Raw genomic sequence first — 19,259 nt, 5'->3', positions numbered from 1 at the left:
TTCGACAAGCTCAGCGCCCCTCGGCACGCTTGACCGTCCCTCGACGGGTCAGCCGTTGATCATCCCTGCCCCGACCGTAACACCGGTCGCCTCGTCGATCAGGATGAACGAGCCCGTGGTGCGGTTGCGTTCGTACGGATCGACCATCAGTGGCTGGGTCGTCCGCAGCTGCACCCGGCCGATCTCATTCAGTCCCAACTCGCCGACACCCTGGTCCCGGTGCAGGGTGTTGACGTCCAGACGGTACTGAACGTCCTTCACCAGCGCCCGTGCTGTCCGGGTGGTGTGCTTGATGGCCAGCTTGGCGCGCGGGCGGAGCGGCGCATTGGTCATCCAGCAGACCATCGCATCGATGTCCTGGGTCTGCTCGGGGGCGTTCCGGGTGCGGCAGATCATGTCGCCGCGGGACACGTCGACATCGTCGGCCAGCCGGACCACGACCGACATCGGCGCGAACGCCTCCGGGATCTGGCTGTCGAAGTAGTCGATCGCCTCGATCTTGGAGGTCATGCCGCTGGGCAGCACCAGCACCTCGTCACCCGGCTTGAGTACGCCGCCGGCCACCTGGCCGGCATAGCCGCGGTAGTCGTGATACTGGTCCGACTTGGGCCGGATCACGTACTGCACCGGGAAGCGGACGTCGCGCAACTCCCGGTCGGAGGCGATGTGCAGATGCTCCAGGTGGTGCATCAGCGAGGGACCCTCGTACCAACCCATCTTGTCCGAGCGGGTGACCACGTTGTCGCCCTGCAGCGCAGAGATCGGAATCGCCTGCAGGTCGGGGATGTTCAGCCGGCTGGCGAAGGTGGTGAACTCCTCGTCGATCTTCTCGAAGATCTTCCGGTCGTAGTCGACCAGGTCCATCTTGTTGACCGCGAGGACCAGGTGCGGGACCCGGAGCAGGGACAACAGCACGGCATGGCGCCGGGACTGCTCGGTCAGACCCTGCCGGGCGTCCACCAGGACCAGGCCGAGATCGGCGGTCGAGGCGCCGGTGACCATGTTCCGTGTGTACTGCACGTGGCCGGGGGTGTCGGCGATGATGAACTTGCGCTTCGGGGTGGCGAAGTAGCGGTACGCGACATCGATGGTGATGCCCTGCTCGCGCTCGGACCGCAGCCCGTCGGTCAGCAGCGCCAGGTCGGTGTAGTCGTAGCCGCGGGACTGGCTGGTGGCCTCGACGGCCTCCAGCTGATCCTCGAAGATCGCCTTGGAATCCAGCAGCAGCCGGCCGATCAGCGTCGACTTGCCATCATCGACCGACCCGGCGGTCGCGAACCGCAGCAGATCCGCATCGCGTTCGATCAGCGCGTCCGCCGCGCTCGCGCCATCGGTCTGGCTCGTCATCAGAAGTAGCCTTCCTTCTTCCGGTCCTCCATCGCAGCCTCGGAGAACCGATCGTCACCGCGAGTGGCACCCCGCTCGGTCACCCGGGCCACGGCGATCTCAGCGATGATCTTCTCCAGCGTGTCGGCATCGGAATCCACACAACCGGTGAGGGTCATGTCGCCGACGGTCCGGAATCGGACCAGCCGTTCCTCGACTGTTTCGCCGTCCCTGGGCTGGACGTGTTCGGACTCCGACAGCAGCATCCCGTCCCGGGGAATCACCCGACGCCTGTGCGCGAAATAGATCGACGGGATCTCGATCTGCTCCCGGGCGATGTAGTGCCAGATGTCCAACTCGGTCCAGTTGGAGAGCGGGAAGACGCGCATGTGCTCGCCCTCGTGCAGCCGGCCGTTGTAGAGCGCCCACAACTCCGGTCGCTGGTTCTTGGGATCCCACTGGCCGAATTCATCGCGGTGGGAGTAGATCCGCTCCTTGGCCCGGGCCTTCTCCTCATCCCGGCGACCACCACCGAAGGCGGCGGTGAAACCCTCCTCCTCGATGGCGTTGAGCAGGGTGCCGATCTGCAGCCGGTTCCGGCTGGTCCTGCCGTCGTCGATCACGATGCCGTTGGCGATCGCTTCCTCGACAGAAGCAATCACCAGTCGTACGCCCAACCGGTCGACCCAGTGGTCGCGGGTCGCCAACACTTCCGGGAAGTCGTAGCCGGTGTCCACCTGGAGCACGGGGAAAGGCAGCTTGGCGGGGAAGAACGCCTTCTCCGCCAGCCGCATCATGACGATCGAATCCTTGCCGCCGGAGAACATCAGCACCGGCTTCTCGAATTCGGCCGCGGCCTCGCGGAAGATGTGGATCGACTCCGCCTCGAGCTGGTCGAGTTGGCTGATCCGGTAATCGGCGTGAGTGGACATCAACCCGGCCGCCGGTCCTGGTATCGGTGTTGACATCGGTATCGCTGGCTCTCCTGGTCTGTCCCGACTACTGGAAACCCCGAACTGCTGGAACGGCGACGGGGCGACGCCTCGTCGTGAGAGCGTACCTGACCGTATCCCGTCCCACTGCGATTGACCGCAAGCCGGATAGCGATGACCCATATCGCGACAATAGGATTTGTTCGCCCACAGCCGTCGTGCCGAGGTCAGAGGTGACAGCAGGTCCGACCGGATCAATCGGTGCGAACCTGCGTGGACCACAGTTCTGATCGGGGTGAATACTCATGCCGCAGAAGAGAGCCGCAGCCCGAACAGGAGACGACATTGACCAACGCCCGGGGACGTGCGCTCAGGCGTACGGCCGTCGGCTACGGCCTGCTCGCCCCGAGCATGATCGGGATCGGGCTGTTCCTGATCATCCCGGTGCTGGTGGCGATCGCCGTGAGCTTCGACTCCTGGAACATCATCTCCCCGCCGAAGTGGCTGGGCCCGCAGAACTACATCTCCGTCCTGACCGACCCGGACGTCTGGCATTCCTTCCTGGTCACCGCGCAATACACGCTGCTGGTGATCCCGACCCAGACGATCCTCGGACTCGGTCTGGCGGTGCTGTTGTCCAAGCGGCTGCCCGGCACGCCGGTCTTCCGGGTGATCTTCGCGCTGCCCTGGATCTGCGCCCCGCTGACGTTGGGCATCGTCTGGAAGTGGGTGTTCGCACCGACCGGCGGGCTGCTGAATGCGATCATCGGGACTCGGGTGGAGTGGCTGACCGATTTCTCGCTGGCCCTGCCCGCGGTCTCCTTCGTCAGCGTCTGGACCCAGACCGGCTATGTGGCGCTGTTCTACCTCGCCGGGCTGAGCGGGGTGCCGAAGGACATCCAGGACGCGGCCCGGGTGGATGGCGCCGGTGAGGTCGGGGTCTTCTGGAGGATCACGATGCCGCTGCTGCGACCCACGACCTTCTTCGTGCTGGCGACCAGCATCATCTCCTCCTTCCAGGTCTTCGACACCGTGTATGCGATGACCGGCGGCGGTCCGGGCGCGCCCGGCCGGACCGACGTGATCGCCCACCGGATCTACTCCCTCGCCTTCGAACAGCTCGACCTCGGCAAGGCCTCGGCCCTGTCGGTCATATTGATGATCGGACTGATCGTGCTCACCGTCCTGCAACAGGTCTATTTCCGCCGCCGGATCACCTACGACGTGGCCAACTGAGGGGGCGGACTGATGGCGACCAACCCGTACCGCCCGCTGAGCCGCGGGCCCGTCCGGCGGATCGGCTCGACCGTGCTGATCTACGCCGTGTTGATCTTCGGTGCGGTGATCATCCTGACCCCGTTCCTGTTGAGCTTCATGACCGGGCTGAAGTCTCCGGTGCAGTTCTCCAACACCTCAAGTCTCAGCCTGCCGTCGCCGATCACCTGGGCGAATTTCCAGGAGCTCTTCGGGCCGGACCACAACTTCATCTCACCGATCGCGGTCACGGTCCAGATGACGGTGGTGATCCTGGTCGTCCAGCTCAGCTGCTCGATCCTGGCCGCGTACGCGTTCGCCCGGCTGAGCTTCCCCGGAAGGGACATCATCTTCTGGGCCTATCTGGCGACGATGATGATTCCTGCGGTGACCACGATCGTGCCGCTCTACGGCATGTTCACCGCAGCGGGTCTGCGGAACACCTTCTGGGCGCTGGTGCTGCCGACGCTCTTCGGTTCGCCGTACGCGATCTTTCTGCTCCGGGAGTATTTCCGTGGCGTCCCCGACGACCTGGAGGCGGCGGCGAGGATCGACGGCTGCGGCACGCTGCGGGTGTTGTGGTACGTCGTGATTCCCTACTCCCGGCCGATCATCGCCACCCTCACCGTGATCACGGTGGTCAGCCACTGGAACAACTTCCTCTGGCCGCGGGTGATCACCTCCGGCCCGGACTGGGCCGTCCTGACGGTGGCGACCGCCGACCTGCAGAGCCAGTACAACGGGAACTGGACGCTGGTGATGGCTGCCACCACGCTCGCGCTGCTGCCGTTGATCGTGATCTACCTGATCTTCCAGCGGCAGATCGTCAATTCGATCTCGATCGGTGGCTTCAAGTGACGACCTGCGCCGACGACATGTCACACTCACTCCACACCGTGTCGGAAAGGTAGCCCAACCATGTCCCAGCCCCTGTCCTTCAACCGTCGTAAGGCTCTCGGCATCCTCGGCGCCGGCAGTGCCGGCGCCCTGCTGGCCGCCTGCTCGCCCAGCCAACAGGCTGATCAGGGCAACAGCGGCGGCAACTCCACCGGCGGCTCGGGTGACAAGGTGACGATCAGCTTCCGGCTCTGGGACGACCAGGTGCAGAAGGCGTACCAGAAGGCGTTCACCGAATTCACCAAGCAGAATCCCGACATCGAGGTCAAGACCAATCTGGTTCCGTGGGCGAACTACTGGACCCAGCTCCCGGTCGATGTCGGCAGTGGCGCGATCGACGACCTGTTCTGGACGAACTCCTCGAATTTCCAGCAGTACGCCGATGCCGGCAAGATCAGTGACGTCAACAGCCTGCTCGGCAGCATCGACGACGCGTGGGTGAAGCCCGTCGTCGACCAGTACACCTACAAGGACAAGCTCTGGGGTATCCCGCAGATCGCCGACGCCAACGGAATCTTCTACAACAAGTCGATCATCTCCGATGTCGATCCGAAGATCATCTCCCGGATCGGGAAGTTGAAGTGGCGGCCTGGCGCAGGATCGGGCGACAACCTGTTGTCCACCTTGAAGATGCTGACGGTGGACAAGAACGGCAAAGCCGCAACCGACGCCGGCTTCGACGGTAAGAACATCAAGACCTACGGCTACAACGCCGCCTACGACCTGCAGGCGATCTACTTCCCCTTCATCGGGTCCAACGGCGGCCGCTGGCAGCAGGGCAACGGCTCCAACAAGTTCGTCTTCGGCAGCGACCCGAAGACGGTCCAGGCCTTCGAGTACATCGTCGATCTGATCAACAAGTACCACGTCGCTCCGTCGGCGGCCGACACCAACGACAACGGCGACTTCAGCCTGAACCAGTTCCTGCAGGGTCACATGGCGATCTTCCAGTCCGGCACCTACAACCTCGCCAATATCTCCGACGGCGCCAAGTTCGACTGGGCCATCGCCCGGAATCCGGCCGGGACGGCAGGCAGCTTCGGTGTCGCCAGCGGTGTGGTCGTGGCCGCCAGTGCGGCGACCAAGAACACCGACGCGGTCAAGAAGCTGCTGCGGTTCCTCGGATCGGCCGACGGCAACAAGTTCATCGGCGAATCCGGTTCGGCGCTGCCGGCGGTGTCGACGGCCCAGTCCTCCTGGGTGGACTTCTGGAAGGCCAAGAACATCGACGTGCAGGCGTTCGTCGATGCGGCCAACGGTGACACGATCCCCGCGCCGCTGGGCACCGGCGGCAGCGCGTCCTCCGATGCGTACGACCCGATCCTGAAGGAGATCTTCCTGGGCCGCACACCCGTGAAGTCGGGCCTGGCCCAGGCCGAGGCGAAGGCCAACGCGGCGATCGGACACTGAGTCGGCCCGGCCGCGGTAACCCCGATCCCGGGTCGGGTGGTGCACAATGGCGCCCATGTCAGTCGGCACCCCCGATCCGGATCCGTCGGGCTCCTCATCCCGGCCCAACCCGGGCACCGAACCCAATTCCGCCCTTGAACCCAATTCTGCGTGGCTGAGCGATCTCGAGCTCGCCGACATCAGGCGGCGGATGCCGATCCTCTACGTGGAGGCTGTTCCGGTGCGGCTAGACGGATCCGGACAGGTCACGGAGGTCGGGATCCTCTTGCGTGGCAACGAATGGGGCAAGATCACCCGGACCCTGGTCAGCGGACGCGTGATGTACGGCGAGACCCTGCGGCATGCGCTGTACCGGCACTTGGAGAAGGACCTCGGCCCGATGGCGTTCCCGCAGCTGCCGCCCAGCCCGGTGCCCTTCTCCGTCGCCGAGTATTTCCCGATCCCCGGCTTCTCCGGCTACACCGACGACCGCCAGCACGCGGTCGCCCTCGCCTACGTGGTGCCGGTCACCGGCACCTGTGAGCCTCGCCAGGATGCCCTTGAGATCACCTGGATGACTCCGGACGAGGCGTCGTCGCAGGACGTGCACGACGACCTCGAAGGCGGCCGCGGCACACTGCTGCGGACCGCCCTCGCATCGGTCGGTGTCCTCGGCCGTCCGTGATCGTCGGCGGTTCCCGCCTGAACTGACGAATACCCGAGTTCCGCTCCCCGTGTGCGACTTTTCAGCTGCGGGCAGGCGGTGGACAGACCGCGGGTGGGCGAGATCAGCCGGCGACCAAGGTCGGTTTCTCCAGCAGGGCAAGGATCTCCGCGGTGGTACCGGTCTCGCCCAGCCGGGGGAAGATCGCGGTGATGCTGTGGTTGTGGTTCTCCTCGGACAGATCGGCCATGGCGTCGGTGGCCAGGGTGACGTGGTAGCCGTGCTCGTAGGCGGACCGGGCGGTGGATTCCACACCGATGCTGGTGGCGATGCCGGTCAGCACGATCTGGGTGATTCCCCGGCGACGCAACTGCACGTCGAGATCGGTGCCGTGGAAGGCGCCCCAGTTGCGCTTGGTGACGATGATCTCCTGGCCCGTGATCAACTCGTCGACGACCTCGTCCCAGCCCTCGGACATGGTCGCTCCGCCGCCGGCGTGTTCGGTCCGGCTCTTCAATGCATCCGCGAAATCGTCAGCGAAACTCACCCGGACCAGGACGACCGGCAGCCCCTTCGCGCGGAACGCGTCGGCCAGCTGCGCCGTACGAGCCACCACCTCGGGCGCCGGATGCGGCTGGGTCGGTGCCGTCGCGATGCCCTTCTGCAGGTCGATGACGACGAGTGCGGTGTTCGGATCGATCGTGGACACGGTCATAGGGTTTTCCGTTCTCTCGTAGGGTTTCTAGCTTGCGGTGGTCACTCGCGACAGCGAGCGGTCCGCCAGGGACATGATCAGGAACAGGCCCGCGAAGATCAACATGAAGATTGCCAACTGGTGCATGGCGGGCGTGCTCGCCGTTGGCCTGAGTAAGGCGCCCTGGCCTGCCGAGGCGGCCATCGATCCGAGATAGGAGAAGGTCCGCAGCAGGCCTGCCGATGCCGCGATCCGCTCCGGCTCGGCCTGGTAGTAGACCGCGTTCTGGTTGGCCAGACTGGTCAGTCCGTTGTTGACGCCGGCGACGCCGGTGATCACCATCAGTACCCAGATCGGCGCATCCGACCGAACGAACAGGATCAGGACACAGGCGATCAGCAGCGCCACGGCTGCCACGACGAGCTTGCCCCGGATCTCCTTGCGGCGGCCGACCACCGCGGCCGCGGCGATGCCCGCCACGAACAGGGGCAGCAGCACGATGCCGGAGATCGTTGGTGTCAGGCCGCGGCCGTCCTCCAGCCACTGGGTGAAGCCGTAGATCATCGCGTACGAAACGGTCGCCGCCAGCAGCGCGCGTAGGTAGGACGCCATCAGCGGCGCGTTACCGCGCAGCACCCGCAGGTCGATGAACGGGTCACCGGTCCGCAACTCCCGGAGTGCGAAGCCGCCGCCGGCCAGGATCGCGATCACCGGCAGATACCACAGGCGCGAACTGATGTCGATCAGGAACAGCATCAGCGCGATGATCATGGCCGCGAACAGGCCGATCCCAGTCAGGTCGATACGGGGCGGTCGGCGGTGCTGATGTTCCTCCTGCAGCGCTGTGTGCTTCGGGATCCGCAGGACGCCGAGGATCAGTGCGGCAACCGACAAAGGGATGTTGACCGCGAACGTCGCGCGCCAGCCGCCGGCCGACATCAACACGCCGCCGAGCGTCGGACCGATGGCCAGCACCGTCTGGGTCGCCATCGACAGGATCGTCAGGACGATCTGCGGACTGTCCCGCCCCGTACGCCTCCCCTCCGACCTGATGAGATACATCGAGGTCGGATAGCCGGCACAGGTGCCAAGGCCGAGCACCACCCGGGCGGCGATCAGGACGCCGAGATTCGGCGCGAAGAGTCCCATCACGCCGGCGATGCCGACCAGCGCAGTGCCGATCAGGAAGAGCCGGCGGGGACCGAACGAGTCGACCAGCTTGCCTACGACCGGCTGGCCGATCGAGGTCGCAAGATAAAGGGAGGACACCAGCCAGGTGGTTTCGGCCGGCGGCGCGCCGAATGCTATGCCTATCGGTACCAGGGACACCGCGATGATCGAGGAGTTGATCGGGTTGAGCATCGCGCCCAGGATCATCGGCGCGATCAGCCGGTAGTCGAAGTCACTCTCGTCGTGCTGCCGCAGCCGTCGCAGCGGGCCGGCGACGCGCGTGATCAACGAGGACATGGACTCCGGCTCCGTCGACTGATGTGGCTCATTGATTAGGTATATTAAAGACTTGCTTCGTTATACTAATGACCCATGATGCCCGAAGCAAACGCCTCCGACCTGGCCGAGCTGCGGGTGGAGATCAGCACGGCAGTAGCGCGGCTGTACCGGCGGTTCCGCTCCGAGCGCATCGACGGCGATCTCGGTGACGCGGCGATGTCGATCCTGACCCTGCTCTACAAGGAGGGTCCGCAGACCCTGAAGGCGCTCAGCGATCATGATCGGGTGACGCCGGCATCGATGAGCCAGACCGTCAACCGGCTCACTTCCGCAGGCTATGCGGTCCGCGAACCCGATCCGCAGGATGGCCGGCGGGTACTGTTCCGTACCACGCCGGCCGGCGACGGGCTGGTCGCCCGGGACCGGGCGCTGCGACACGCCTGGTTCGAGGCGCAGCTGCGCGAGCTCGGCGAGGACGACCGGAGGACCCTCGCCCGGGCTGCCGGGATCCTGCGCCTGCTCGCCGATTCCTAGTGGCCCGCCACACAGACCGAATGACCGTGTGACACTTCTGGTGTGACCGATCCGATCTTCAGTTTCGGACTGCTGGCCGACGTCCAATACGCCGACGACCCGACCGACATCGACACCGGCCGGCACTATCGCGAGTCCCCCGGCAAGCTCCGCGCCGCCGTCGACGATTTCAACAGCCAGGATCTGGCATTCGTCGCCCATCTCGGCGACTTCGTCGATCATGATCTGGCCAACGCCGACCGCTTGCTGACGATCACAGCGGACCTGTCCGTCCCGTTCCACCAGGTCCTGGGCAACCACGACTTCGCCTCGACCAGTTCCACCACCGGTCGGAGTGATCCCGCCGACGTGCTCAGGGCGTACGGCCTGCCAACCGCCTACTACGCCTTCGACCAGCCGGGCTGGCGGTTCCTGGTGCTGGATACCAACGAGGTCGGCGTGATCGAGTATCCACCGGGCAGTCCGCAGGCGGCCGACGGCGAGGCGCTGCTCGGCCGGATCCGCGGCCAGCGTCGCAGCAACGCCCGTCCGTGGAACGGCACCATCGGCGCCGTTCAGCGCCAGTGGCTGGCTGATCAATTGCAGGATGCCGGAGAGAACGGCCTCCGGGCGGCCGTTCTCGCCCATCACGCTGTCTGTCCCGATCATCACGACAACCTGCTCGATGATCATGAACTGCGGGACTGGCTGGCCGACTTCGGGGCGTTGGCTGTCTGGTTCAACGGCCACCAGCACGCCGGCGGCTACGGTCGCGACCGCGGTATCCACTATCTGACGCTGCACGGCGTCGTCCAGGGGTCCAGCAACGCCTACGCGGTCGCAGAGGTCCACCCCGACCGGATCGTGATCATCGGCAGCGGCCGGCAGCCGTCGTACGAACTGCTGCTCGACTGACCGACACACTCACAGCAGGTCGTCCACCGGCAGTTGCCGGACCGAATCAGTCGTCGCCAGGTGCAGCGGCCAGACCTTCAGCTCCAGCGCACCGCGTTGCTGCGCCCGATGCACACCGGCCAGGATCTGATTCGCCCGGCGCCGATCCTCATCGATCACCGAGCCGGGACCCGGACGGCTCAGCAGCAGTGCGACACTGGCTGCTCCCAGCTCGGCCGGACTCCCGATGATCATGATGAGGTTGTCCACGCCGTCGGGCTCCAGCTCCGCAGGCAGGTCGTCGATCGGCACTACAACCGGAAGTTGCTGCCCACGCTCGTCGAACCAGATGATCCACAATGACGTCCGGCCGAAGCCACCATCGCCCATCAGTGACCGCCACCGGCGCCGCAGGTCATCGACGGTCGTGACGTGCGAAGCTCTCTCGATCGCAGTGATCGGCTCGATCGGATCATCCTCGGGCCAGTCCATCGCGGATTCTGAACTACGTGTCATGACCGGTGATCCTGACCCAATTCCCGTACCTGTGGGGAGAATCAGCGACCCTGCTGTGGACAACCGCCGTACGGGCTCAGCTGGACGAGGCGACGAAGTCCCGGAGCCGTCCGATCCCCTCGACGATCGCCTCGTCGCCCAGCGCGTAGGAGAAGCGCAGGTAGCCCGACGGCCCGAACGCCTCGCCCGGCACCGCCGCCACACCGGCCCGGTCCAGCAGCAGATCGGCCAACTCGAGCGAGGTATCGGCCCGGACGCCGTCCCAGCTGTCGCCGAGTACCGCCCGGACGTCGGCGTAGACGTAGAACGCCCCGTCCGGTGTCGGCACCTCGACACCGGGCACGGACCGCAACTGCTCCAGGATCAAGGTGCGTCTACGAGCGAAGGCCTGGCGCATCTGCTCGACCGGCTCCTGCGGTCCGGTCAGCGCAGCCACAGCAGCCACCTGGGCGATGTTGTTGACGTTGGAGCACAGATGCGACTGCAGCGTTGCCGCCGCCTCGGCGAGCTCGGGTGCGGCCACCATCCAGCCGATCCGCCAACCGGTCATGGCATAGGATTTCGCGACTCCGTTGACCAATATCGTCTGCCCGGCAAGCTCCGGGACGACATCGACGATCGATCGCGCCACGACGCCGTCGTAGGTGAGGCTCTGGTAGATCTCGTCGGTCACCACCCACAGGTCGTTGGCCAGGAGCCACTGCCCCAGCGCTGCGATCTCGTCGGTGCTGTAGACCGCGCCGGTCGGGTTGGAGGGTGAGACGAAGACGAAGCCCCGCGTCCGCTCCGTGCGCGCCGCGTCGAGTTGATCAACGGTCACCTTGTAGTCCTGATCGGCACCGGCGAAGACCTCGACCGCGTGGCCGCCCGCCAGGGCGATGGACTCGGGATAGGTCGTCCAGTAGGGCGACGGCAGCAGCACCTCGTCGCCGTCGTTGATCAAGGTGGCGAAGGCCTGGTAGACCGCCTGCTTGCCGCCGTTGGTCACCACCACCTGGGAGGGCTGGACCGTCAACCCGGCGTCGCAGGCCGTCTTGTCCGCGATCGCCTGCCGCAGCGTGGGGAGGCCCGCAGCGGCAGTGTAGTGATGGTTCTTCGGATCCCGAGCGGCCGCGACGGCCGCCTCGACGATGTGCTCCGGTGTGGGGAAGTCCGGTTCACCGGCGCCGAAGCTGATCACCGACCGGCCCTCGGCCTGCAGCGCCTTCGCCTTGGCATCGACTGCCATCGTCTTCGACGGTGCGATGGCTGCGATCCGGGCGGACGGGTGGACCATGGCGAGCTCCTGGGCGTCGGGTGATGGTGCGCTCAGCCTACAAGCGCGGGCAGTGCTCACAGCACGGCGGACAGCAGCCGGGCACAGCGCACGGGATCCTCGGTCAGTCCGTTGCGCAATCCCCACAGCCAATAGCCGACGGTACGGAAGATGACGGCCGCGACCGCATGATCATGATCGATCCCGGCGGAGCGGGCGATCCGCGCCAGCTGAGAACGGATCGCCCGGTCGTCGCCCATGTCGTCCAGCCGCCACCACAGGCAGCGTGCAAGATCGTAAGCGATGTCGCCGCGGAACAGCACCGGATCGCCGACCAGCCACGGCTCCCGTAGGCCGCGCAGAACTTGATCATGGTGCAGGTCGCCGTTCACCGCGAGGTCGTCGTCGATACCGACGAGGGCCTCGGCCGCCGAAGTCGCGGCCGCCAGCACCGACCGGTCGAAGGGTCTGCCGCAGGCTTCCCAGTCGCGCTCGAACTCGGCCCCGGCACCCGCCATGATCGCGCCGGTGCTCGGCACTGCGTGATCTCCGACCGACACCGCCAGCCGTCGGATGATGTCGCCGAGGATCTCCGCCGCCGGATCAAGATCAATCCCGCGGAGCGTGGCGTCGCCGTCCAGCCGCTCCAACAGACTCGCACCCGCCTACGGGTCCGAGGCGTACTGCCGCACAGTGCCACGTCCGGACCAGAAGTCCAGCGCGGCGAGCTCGGAGCGGGTCCGCTCGTCGGGCGGAGCGAGCCGGAGTGCGTACGCCTGCCCGTCGCGGTTGACCGGCAGCACCAAGGCGTCGGTGCCAGGGACGCCCGTCCGGCCGCAGGTCCCAGACCTCGCACTGGCGCGATCCGTGTCGGCAGCGAGTCCAGCCAGTCGGTACCGTCCGACCACCAGCGCGGTTGGTCGCGGAAGCTTCGCGGGATGCTCGGCTCGCTCACCCGTGAGTCCTGCCGGAACCAGCACCGGGTTCCCGCTTCACCTCCTACCGCCCGCGCTTCCCGTTGGTGCGCCCGCTTCCCGGGCAAGGGAAGCGGGAGGACCGAAGGGAAGCGAACGGGATGGGACCGGGGCGGAAGGGAAGCGCGAACCGGTGGCCTCAGGAGAGCAGGGATTTCTGGATCTTGCCCATCGCGTTGCGCGGGAGCTCGTCGACCCGTCGGATCTCCCGCGGGCGCTTGTGGACCGACAGCTGGCCGGCTACCCAGTCGATCACCGCAGTCTCGTCGGACAACTCACCGACCACGTAGGCGACGATCCGCTGACCGAGATCAGCATCGGGTACGCCCACCACAGCGACCTCCTCGATGCCGGGATAGTCCAGCAGCACGGCCTCGATCTCTCCCGCGCCGATCCGGTAGCCACCGGACTTGATCAGGTCCTGTTTCGCACGTCCCACGATCCGGTGCTGGCCCTGATCATTCTTGGCGGCGACATCGCCGGTGCGGAACCAGCCGTCGTCGCTGAAAGACTCCTCGGTGGCCTCGGCGCGGTTGAGATAGCCGTCGAAAAGTGTGGCTCCGCGGATCTGCAGGTCGCCGATCGTATCGCCGTCGCTGATCACCGGATAGCCCTGTTCGTCGAGGATCCGTGCCTCGACACCGGCGATCGGCTCGCCCACCCAGCCGGGAACCCGATCATGATCGAGCCGGGCCGCGATCGTGATCAAGGTCTCGGTCATGCCGTAGCGTTCGACCGGGCCCTGGCCGGCGAGTGCCTGCACATCGCGGAAGACGGTCGGCGGCAGCCCCGCACTGCCGGAGACCAGCAGCCGTGCCGAGGACAGCGCCCGGCAGGAATCGGGTTCGGCCGCGATCCGACTCCAGACCGTCGGTACGCCGAAGAACATCGTGCCGCCGGCTTCGGCTGCGGCTGCGTACGACGCGGGTCGGGGTCGGCCGGTGTGCACCAGTGATGCGCCGATCCGCAGCGGGGCGAGCATCCCGAGCACCAGTCCGTGGACGTGGAAGAGCGGCAGTCCGTGGACCAGGACGTCCTCAGGAGTCCAGTCCCACGCGGCGGCAAGTCCGTCGACCTGGGCCTGCAGCGCACGCCGCGAAACCAGAGCCCCCTTGGGTGCGCCGGTCGTGCCGGAGGTGTACATGATCAGCGCCGCGCTGTCGGGATCGGGCTCGGCCGGCGGAGTCCCGGTCGCAGCAGAGTCGACGGTCAGTGTTGCCAGCTCGTCGGGAAGATCGTCCGGCCGGTTGCCGATCCACAGCGTTGCGCCGGAGTCGGAGAGGATGTGGCTGCGTTCTCTCGGCCCGGCGTCCGGGGGCACGGGCACGGCAGGCACGCCGGCCTGCAGGCAGCCGAGAAAGGCGATCGCCGTACGGATCGACGGTGTGGCGTTGACCGCCACCGGGCCGCTGCCGGCTACCTGCTCCGCAACGGCGGCAGCCGCCCCGAAGAGTTCGGAGCGGCTGATCGTCTCACCGTCGATGGTCAGCGCGGGCCGGCCGCCAGGGGTTCCGGCGGATTCGGTCGTGGTCGGGAAGAGCACCATGGTGCCATCCTGCCCGACCGAGCCGCGGGCGCCACGGCCGGCCGCTGCGGGGCGGGGCGGCAGGTGTCCGGGCGGGTCGTCAGTTCACCGGGCTGGAGCCGAGTGTCACCGACGTGGTGTGCTGCTGGCCGTCTGCGTCGGTCCAGCCGATCGTCACCTGCTGGCCGGGCTTGTAGTTCTTCAGCGCGGTGGTCAGGTCATCAGCGGAGCCGATGGTGGTCGATCCGAGACGGGTGATCACGTCGCCGGCGGCGAGCCCGGCCTTGGCCGCCGGAGTGCCGTCCTGCACCTGCTCAACGGCGGCGCCAGAGGTGCTCTGCGCGTCCCCGTTCTGATCCCCGTACTGATCCCCGTACTGATCGGAGCCGCCGTACCCGAACGGATCGTCGTAGGACCCAGAACCGCTTTGCTCGTCGGAGGAGTTCTCCTCGTCGGTCGCCGTGACCTCGACCCCGAGATAGGCGGCCGCGCCGATCCTGATCTCGCTGCTCGCCCGCCCGGACTCGATCTTGTCGACGATGGTCAGCGCCGAGCTGATCGGGATCGCGTAGCCCTGGGTCGCCCCGCCGCTGGAGGCAGCCGCGTCAATACCGGTCACCTCACCCTGGCTGTCCAGCAGCGGGCCACCCGAGTCACCCGGCTCGACATCGGCGTTCGTCTGGACCAGCCCGGTGAGCGTCTCACCGGCGACATTGTCCTCGGCTTCGGTGGTGATCTTCTGATTCAGCGCGGTGACTTCACCGGCGGCCTGGGTCAGAGTGCCGGTGCCACCGGCGTTGCCGACCGCGGTCACATCGTCACCGACGCTGAGCGTGTCCTTGTCGATCGTCGCGGTCGCCAGACCGGAGGCCCCGGACAGCTTCAGTACGGCGACATCGGAGCTCTGGTCGGCGCCGACCAGCTTGCCGGTGTAGGTCTTGCCGGTCGAGGCGACCGTCACCTTGATCGAGGTGGAGCCTTCGACGACGTGGTAGTTGGTCACCACCGTGCCTGAGGCAGTCAGCACGATGCCGGTGCCGGCAGCCTCACTGCCGTCGTAGTCCTCGGTGTCGATCAGTACGACACCCTTCGACTCGCTGCTGCTCGCCGGCTCACCTGAGGTGGTGCTGCCCTGGCCATCCGACTCGCCGTCCTGCCCGGAGCCCTGGCCATCCTGCCCGGAGGCCTGGCCGTTCTGCCCGGAGCCCTGGCCATCCTGCCCGGAGGCCTGGCCGTTCTGCCCGTAGTCCTGGCCGCCCCAGCCGAACTCTTGTCCACCGGAGTAACCGCGGCTGTAGCTCCAGCCTCCATAGCCACCCCAGTCGACCAGATCGGCGGCGTGTGCTGCCTGCACCGGTCCGGCGAGCACTCCAACAGCCAGAGCACCCGCGCCCAGTCCGGCGCCGATCCGGCGTAGTTGCCCTCCCCGGTTCCGCTCGGCCCTTCGCTCTCGCGGCATCTTGCCCTCCTCATCACCTGTGCTGACCCGGTCTGCGGTCTGTGATTCAGAGTGGATCGCCAGTCCAAGCGATACCCCGGTGCGCACTGTGAGAACCCTGTGAGTGCGGGCGAACCGCGGACTGTGATCATGGAGCCATGAGCACTTCGAGCGCCCAGTCGTCGTTTCCCCTCGGCCCGTTCCGTCCCTACGAACGGAATCCGATCCTGCGTCCGCGCGGGAATTCGTGGGAATCGGCGAATCTCTACAATCCGGCCGCGATCGTCGTCGACGACCAGGTACTGCTGCTCTATCGTGCCCATGCCGAGGATGTGGTCTCCCATATCGGGCTGGCCCGCAGCGACGACGGCCACACCTTCGTCCGCGAAGAGTCGCCGATCATGTCCCCGGAGCACGACTACGAGTCGAAGGGTTGTGAGGACCCGAGAGTCACCCGGATCGGCGGCACCTACTACCTCACCTACACCGGCTACGACGGCCACACCGCGCAGCTCTGTCTGGCCATCTCGACCGATCTGCACAACTGGACCAAGTTCGGCCCGATCCTGCCGGCCGGTTACGACACCTTCGCCCCGCTGTCCGGGGAACAAGGCCGCACCTGGAGCAAGGCCGGAGTGATCGCTCCGGAGCCGATCGACGGTCGCTACTACCTCTACTTCGGCGAGGGCGCGATCTTCTACGCCACCTCGACCGACCTGATCACCTGGAGTCCCTGTCCCAACGACGCACCGATCCACCGCCCAACACCCGGTACCTGGGACGAAGGACTGGTGGAGATCGGGGCGCCTCCGGTGACCACCGACGACGGCCTGATGATCTTCCTGTCCAACGGTGCCTGCCGGGGTGACGGCGGCGGCGTCGACTACCGCTGCGGCCAGTTCGCCATCGCCCGCTCCGAGCCGGACGCGGTGATCGCGTCGATGACCAAGCCATGGCTGCGCCCGCAGACGTACGAGGAACGCCACGGCCTGGTCTCCAATGTCACCTTCGTCGAGGGCCTGGTCTGGTTCAGAGACCGCTGGCTGGCCTACTACGGCCAGAGCGACACCACCTTGGCCGTGGCCGAGTACGTTCCAGGCCGGGACAGCTACCGGGCATGATCAACACTGACCGGCAACTGATCAAGAACTGATCAACGGCGACCGCCCCGTTGCGGGTCGAGCTCCTTGCTCCACAACACCGCACCGGAGTTGTCGCGCAGATTCACCGTCATGACCTCGGACCTGCCGTCGATCTTGATCTCGCCGAAGAACTGGAACTCGGTCGCCGGGGCGGCGTTGGAGTAGTCGGGAGCCTTCCCGAAGACCTGCTGGGCGCCGAAGGTGGAATCGGTGGCGTCGAAGGGGAAGGCGCCGGCGTTGAGTGGCCCGCTGGTGAACTGCCAGAACGGATCGAAGTCGCTGAAGGCCCCCTTGTCGGGATCGAAGTAGTGCGCCGCCGTGTAGTGCACATCGGTGGTCACCCAGACGACGTTCTTGATCTTGTTACGCTTGATGAAGCGCAGGATCTCGGCGATCTGCAGCTCCCGGCCCATCGGCCGGCCGTTGTCGCCCTGGGCGACCGCCTCGAAGTCGGTCGTGCCGTCGACGACGACCTCGGTGAGCGGCATGTCGTTGGAGATCACCTTCCAGGTCGCCGTTGATCCCAGGAGCTCCTGCTCCAGCCAGCGCTGCTGCTCGTAGCCGAGGATTCCGCCGTCGTTGAACGCCTGCTTGTCCGGTGAGTTCGCGTCGCGATACCAGCGCATGTCCAGCACGAAGACGTCCAGCAACGGTCCCTCGTGCAACGTCCGGTAGATGCGACCCACCTTGTTGTGCCGCGAGGGGTCGTAGACCGGGTTGATCGGAACGTACTCGTGATAGGCCTACACCGATCGCCACTTGAGCACATCGGTGCGCTTCTCCGTGTAGAGCGGATCGTCCAGGATCTCACCCGGGTACCAGTTGTTGTGGGTCTCATGATCATCCCATTGTTGGATCTGTCCGACCTCGGCGTAGAACCGCTTGAGATTCTCGTCCATCAGGTTGTACTTGTAGTTTCCCCGATACTCGTCCAGTGTCTCGGCGACCTTGGATTTCTCTTCGGTCACGAGGTTCTTCCAGGTCTGACCGTTGTGCATGACCTGGGTGGCCTCGATCGGATCGTCGGCGTAGATGTTGTCGCCGTTGCAGAGATAGAAATCCGGGGACAGCTTGCGCATCGCCTCGAAGATCTTGTAGCCGCCGCGGTCGACGTCGATCCCCCATCCCTGGCCGCCGAGATCGCCGGACCAGACGAACGAGATGTCCCGGCGAGCCCGGGCAACCGTACGGAAGTGGCCGGTCAGCTGCTGGCCGGCGCGATCATGATCACCGTCGCCGAGCGGGGTGATCCGGTAGTAGACGTCGCTTCCCGCGGGCAGGCCGTCGATCAGCGTCTTGCCCGTGAAGTCGGCGGAGGCGAGCAGCGGTGAGCCGGGAATCCTCCGTGCGTGGCGGAATTCCGGGTCGAGCGCGACCTCGACGAGCATCCTGGCCTCGCGGTCGGCACGCGTCCACAGGTGGTGGCGGAATTGGTTGTGACATCACCGCTCTGCAGCCCGTGGGTCAGCGACGGGCGACCACCGCGGTTGAGCCGGGGCGCGCCGAAGGCGACAGCCGAGGACCCAGCGACCAGACCGCCGGCTGCCAGCGAACCGGCGCCGATCGCACCGGTCAGGCCCATTGCGCCGGTCAGAAAGGTCCGACGGGAGACATTCGACGACATTGTTCCTCCTCGAGAGGGATGACTTGGGTGGTGTCAGACCTATCGAGGACGGAAGAACAGCGGGTGATGGGCGGGTTACGGGGGCGGCAAACCTTCACGGTGTCATGCTGGTGATGATCCTCTGCGCGTCGGCGATGTACTTGCGCCGATCGAAATCGGGGAACAACGCGCGCTGGATGACGTACCCGGTCGCCATCGAGATCAGCAGCTGACTGACCTCGTCCGCCCAGCGAGCCGCGCGAGCGGGAGTCTGGCCGTGCACCTCACGGGCCCAGCGCTTGATCGGGCCGACGAAACCGGTCCGGATGGTGCGGATCTGCTGTTGCATCAGGACCATCAAGGTCTCGTCGACGACAGCCTCGGCCCAGAGCTGGATGATCACAGCGCTCAGCGGTTGATCATCGACCCGGCCGCTGTCGAGCTCTCGCAGTGCCCGTCCGAGCAGCTGCCCCGGACCGACCGGTCCGGCCTCCGACTCCAGCGCCTGCACGGCCTCGAGCACCCGGCCCTTGATCAACGTCGCACCGACCGAAACCGTGATCTCCTGTTTGCTCTTGAAGTGGTTGTAGATCGCCCCCGCGGACAGTCCGGACTCGGCGATGATGTCGGACATCGACGTGCGGTGCACCCCTTTGGCCGCAAAGCACCGCGCCGCCGCCGCGGTGATCTGGGCCCGCCGGTTGTCCTTGTACTGCTCTGTCACCTTGGGCACGCCCTCAGAATAAAAACGAACGCCCGTTCTTGACAAGCACGACGCGCGGTGGGTCAATGGA

At 66.2% G+C, this 19,259-nt stretch carries 18 protein-coding genes and 1 pseudogene; 7 read left to right on the top strand and 12 right to left on the bottom strand.

The genetic code is table 11. The annotated features are described in order from the left end of the window. Window positions 1–48: 48 nt before the first annotated feature. Complete coding sequence (locus IEY07_RS01975) at window positions 49–1,347, bottom strand: sulfate adenylyltransferase subunit 1 (protein WP_188893484.1); 1,299 nt, start codon at window positions 1,345–1,347, stop codon at window positions 49–51. Beyond that, window positions 1,347–2,261, bottom strand: a complete 915-nt coding sequence (gene cysD / locus IEY07_RS01970) for a sulfate adenylyltransferase subunit CysD (RefSeq protein ID WP_373288797.1) — start codon at window positions 2,259–2,261, stop codon at window positions 1,347–1,349. Before cysD ends, IEY07_RS01975 begins: the two co-directional genes overlap by 1 nt. 342 nt (window positions 2,262–2,603) lie before the next feature. Here cysD and IEY07_RS01965 point away from each other — a divergent pair, with 342 nt between their 5' ends. The 4 genes from IEY07_RS01965 to IEY07_RS01950 are packed head-to-tail and all read left to right on the top strand — an operon-like array spanning window position 2,604 to window position 6,483. Further along, the gene (locus IEY07_RS01965; RefSeq protein WP_229669608.1) at window positions 2,604–3,494 is read left to right on the top strand and encodes a carbohydrate ABC transporter permease; all 891 of its coding nucleotides are present in this window, start codon (window positions 2,604–2,606) and stop codon (window positions 3,492–3,494) included. A 12-nt stretch (window positions 3,495–3,506) separates the two neighbouring features. Next, entirely contained in the window at window positions 3,507–4,370 is an 864-nt protein-coding gene (locus IEY07_RS01960) for a carbohydrate ABC transporter permease (RefSeq protein ID WP_188893482.1), read from the top strand. A gap of 60 nt (window positions 4,371–4,430) precedes the next feature. Then, window positions 4,431–5,819, top strand: a complete 1,389-nt coding sequence (locus IEY07_RS01955) for an ABC transporter substrate-binding protein (RefSeq protein ID WP_188893481.1) — start codon at window positions 4,431–4,433, stop codon at window positions 5,817–5,819. Between the two features lie 55 nt (window positions 5,820–5,874). Further along, entirely contained in the window at window positions 5,875–6,483 is a 609-nt protein-coding gene (locus IEY07_RS01950) for an NUDIX hydrolase family protein (RefSeq protein ID WP_188893480.1), read from the top strand. A gap of 103 nt (window positions 6,484–6,586) precedes the next feature. Here IEY07_RS01950 and IEY07_RS01945 read toward each other — a convergent pair whose 3' ends face one another. Together IEY07_RS01945 and IEY07_RS01940 are read right to left on the bottom strand one after the other, a co-directional pair. After that, window positions 6,587–7,177: a hydrolase gene (locus tag IEY07_RS01945; protein WP_188893479.1), complete on the bottom strand. Its 591-nt coding sequence runs from the start codon at window positions 7,175–7,177 to the stop codon at window positions 6,587–6,589. A 27-nt stretch (window positions 7,178–7,204) separates the two neighbouring features. Further along, complete coding sequence (locus IEY07_RS01940; RefSeq protein WP_188893478.1) at window positions 7,205–8,623, bottom strand: MFS transporter; 1,419 nt, start codon at window positions 8,621–8,623, stop codon at window positions 7,205–7,207. 75 nt (window positions 8,624–8,698) lie between these two features. Between IEY07_RS01940 and IEY07_RS01935 the strand changes: the two genes are divergently transcribed. Together IEY07_RS01935 and IEY07_RS01930 are read left to right on the top strand one after the other, a co-directional pair. Continuing rightward, window positions 8,699–9,139, top strand: a complete 441-nt coding sequence (locus IEY07_RS01935) for a MarR family winged helix-turn-helix transcriptional regulator (protein WP_188893477.1) — start codon at window positions 8,699–8,701, stop codon at window positions 9,137–9,139. Window positions 9,140–9,181: 42 nt separating this feature from the next. Further along, complete coding sequence (locus IEY07_RS01930; protein ID WP_188893476.1) at window positions 9,182–10,033, top strand: metallophosphoesterase; 852 nt, start codon at window positions 9,182–9,184, stop codon at window positions 10,031–10,033. A gap of 9 nt (window positions 10,034–10,042) precedes the next feature. Here IEY07_RS01930 and IEY07_RS01925 read toward each other — a convergent pair whose 3' ends face one another. The 6 genes from IEY07_RS01925 to IEY07_RS01900 all read right to left on the bottom strand — a co-directional run bounded on the left by IEY07_RS01925 (window position 10,043) and on the right by IEY07_RS01900 (window position 15,741). After that, a complete protein-coding gene (locus IEY07_RS01925) occupies window positions 10,043–10,528 on the bottom strand; it encodes a hypothetical protein (RefSeq protein ID WP_188893475.1) in 486 nt (161 codons plus the stop codon). Between the two features lie 76 nt (window positions 10,529–10,604). Continuing rightward, on the bottom strand, window positions 10,605–11,804 hold the full coding sequence (locus IEY07_RS01920) for a pyridoxal phosphate-dependent aminotransferase (RefSeq protein WP_188893474.1): 1,200 nt from the start codon (window positions 11,802–11,804) through the stop codon (window positions 10,605–10,607). 56 nt (window positions 11,805–11,860) lie between these two features. Further along, a complete protein-coding gene (locus IEY07_RS01915) occupies window positions 11,861–12,433 on the bottom strand; it encodes an aminoglycoside phosphotransferase family protein (protein ID WP_188893473.1) in 573 nt (190 codons plus the stop codon). A gap of 15 nt (window positions 12,434–12,448) precedes the next feature. Continuing rightward, entirely contained in the window at window positions 12,449–12,763 is a 315-nt protein-coding gene (locus IEY07_RS24535; RefSeq protein ID WP_188893472.1) for an aminoglycoside phosphotransferase family protein, read from the bottom strand. Between the two features lie 133 nt (window positions 12,764–12,896). Beyond that, window positions 12,897–14,303: an acyl-CoA synthetase gene (locus IEY07_RS01905; RefSeq protein ID WP_188893471.1), complete on the bottom strand. Its 1,407-nt coding sequence runs from the start codon at window positions 14,301–14,303 to the stop codon at window positions 12,897–12,899. Window positions 14,304–14,382: 79 nt separating this feature from the next. Next, complete coding sequence (locus tag IEY07_RS01900) at window positions 14,383–15,741, bottom strand: S1C family serine protease (protein ID WP_188893470.1); 1,359 nt, start codon at window positions 15,739–15,741, stop codon at window positions 14,383–14,385. Between the two features lie 137 nt (window positions 15,742–15,878). On the opposite strand from IEY07_RS01900, the gene IEY07_RS01895 reads away from it, so the two are divergent. Beyond that, a complete protein-coding gene (locus tag IEY07_RS01895; protein WP_188893469.1) occupies window positions 15,879–16,841 on the top strand; it encodes a glycoside hydrolase family 130 protein in 963 nt (320 codons plus the stop codon). Between the two features lie 32 nt (window positions 16,842–16,873). On the opposite strand, the pseudogene IEY07_RS01890 reads toward IEY07_RS01895, so the two are convergent. Together IEY07_RS01890 and IEY07_RS01885 are read right to left on the bottom strand one after the other, a co-directional pair. Continuing rightward, window positions 16,874–18,250: pseudogene (locus tag IEY07_RS01890) on the bottom strand (alkaline phosphatase D family protein). 330 nt (window positions 18,251–18,580) lie between these two features. Further along, complete coding sequence (locus IEY07_RS01885) at window positions 18,581–19,198, bottom strand: TetR/AcrR family transcriptional regulator (protein ID WP_188893468.1); 618 nt, start codon at window positions 19,196–19,198, stop codon at window positions 18,581–18,583. Window positions 19,199–19,259: the final 61 nt, after the last annotated feature.

The sequence above is a fragment of the Microlunatus endophyticus genome (assembly GCF_014646195.1).
Classification (GTDB): domain Bacteria; phylum Actinomycetota; class Actinomycetes; order Propionibacteriales; family Propionibacteriaceae; genus Microlunatus; species Microlunatus endophyticus.
Note: the sequence above shows the minus strand (reverse complement) of the source record. Positions and strands in the feature narration are given on the sequence as shown.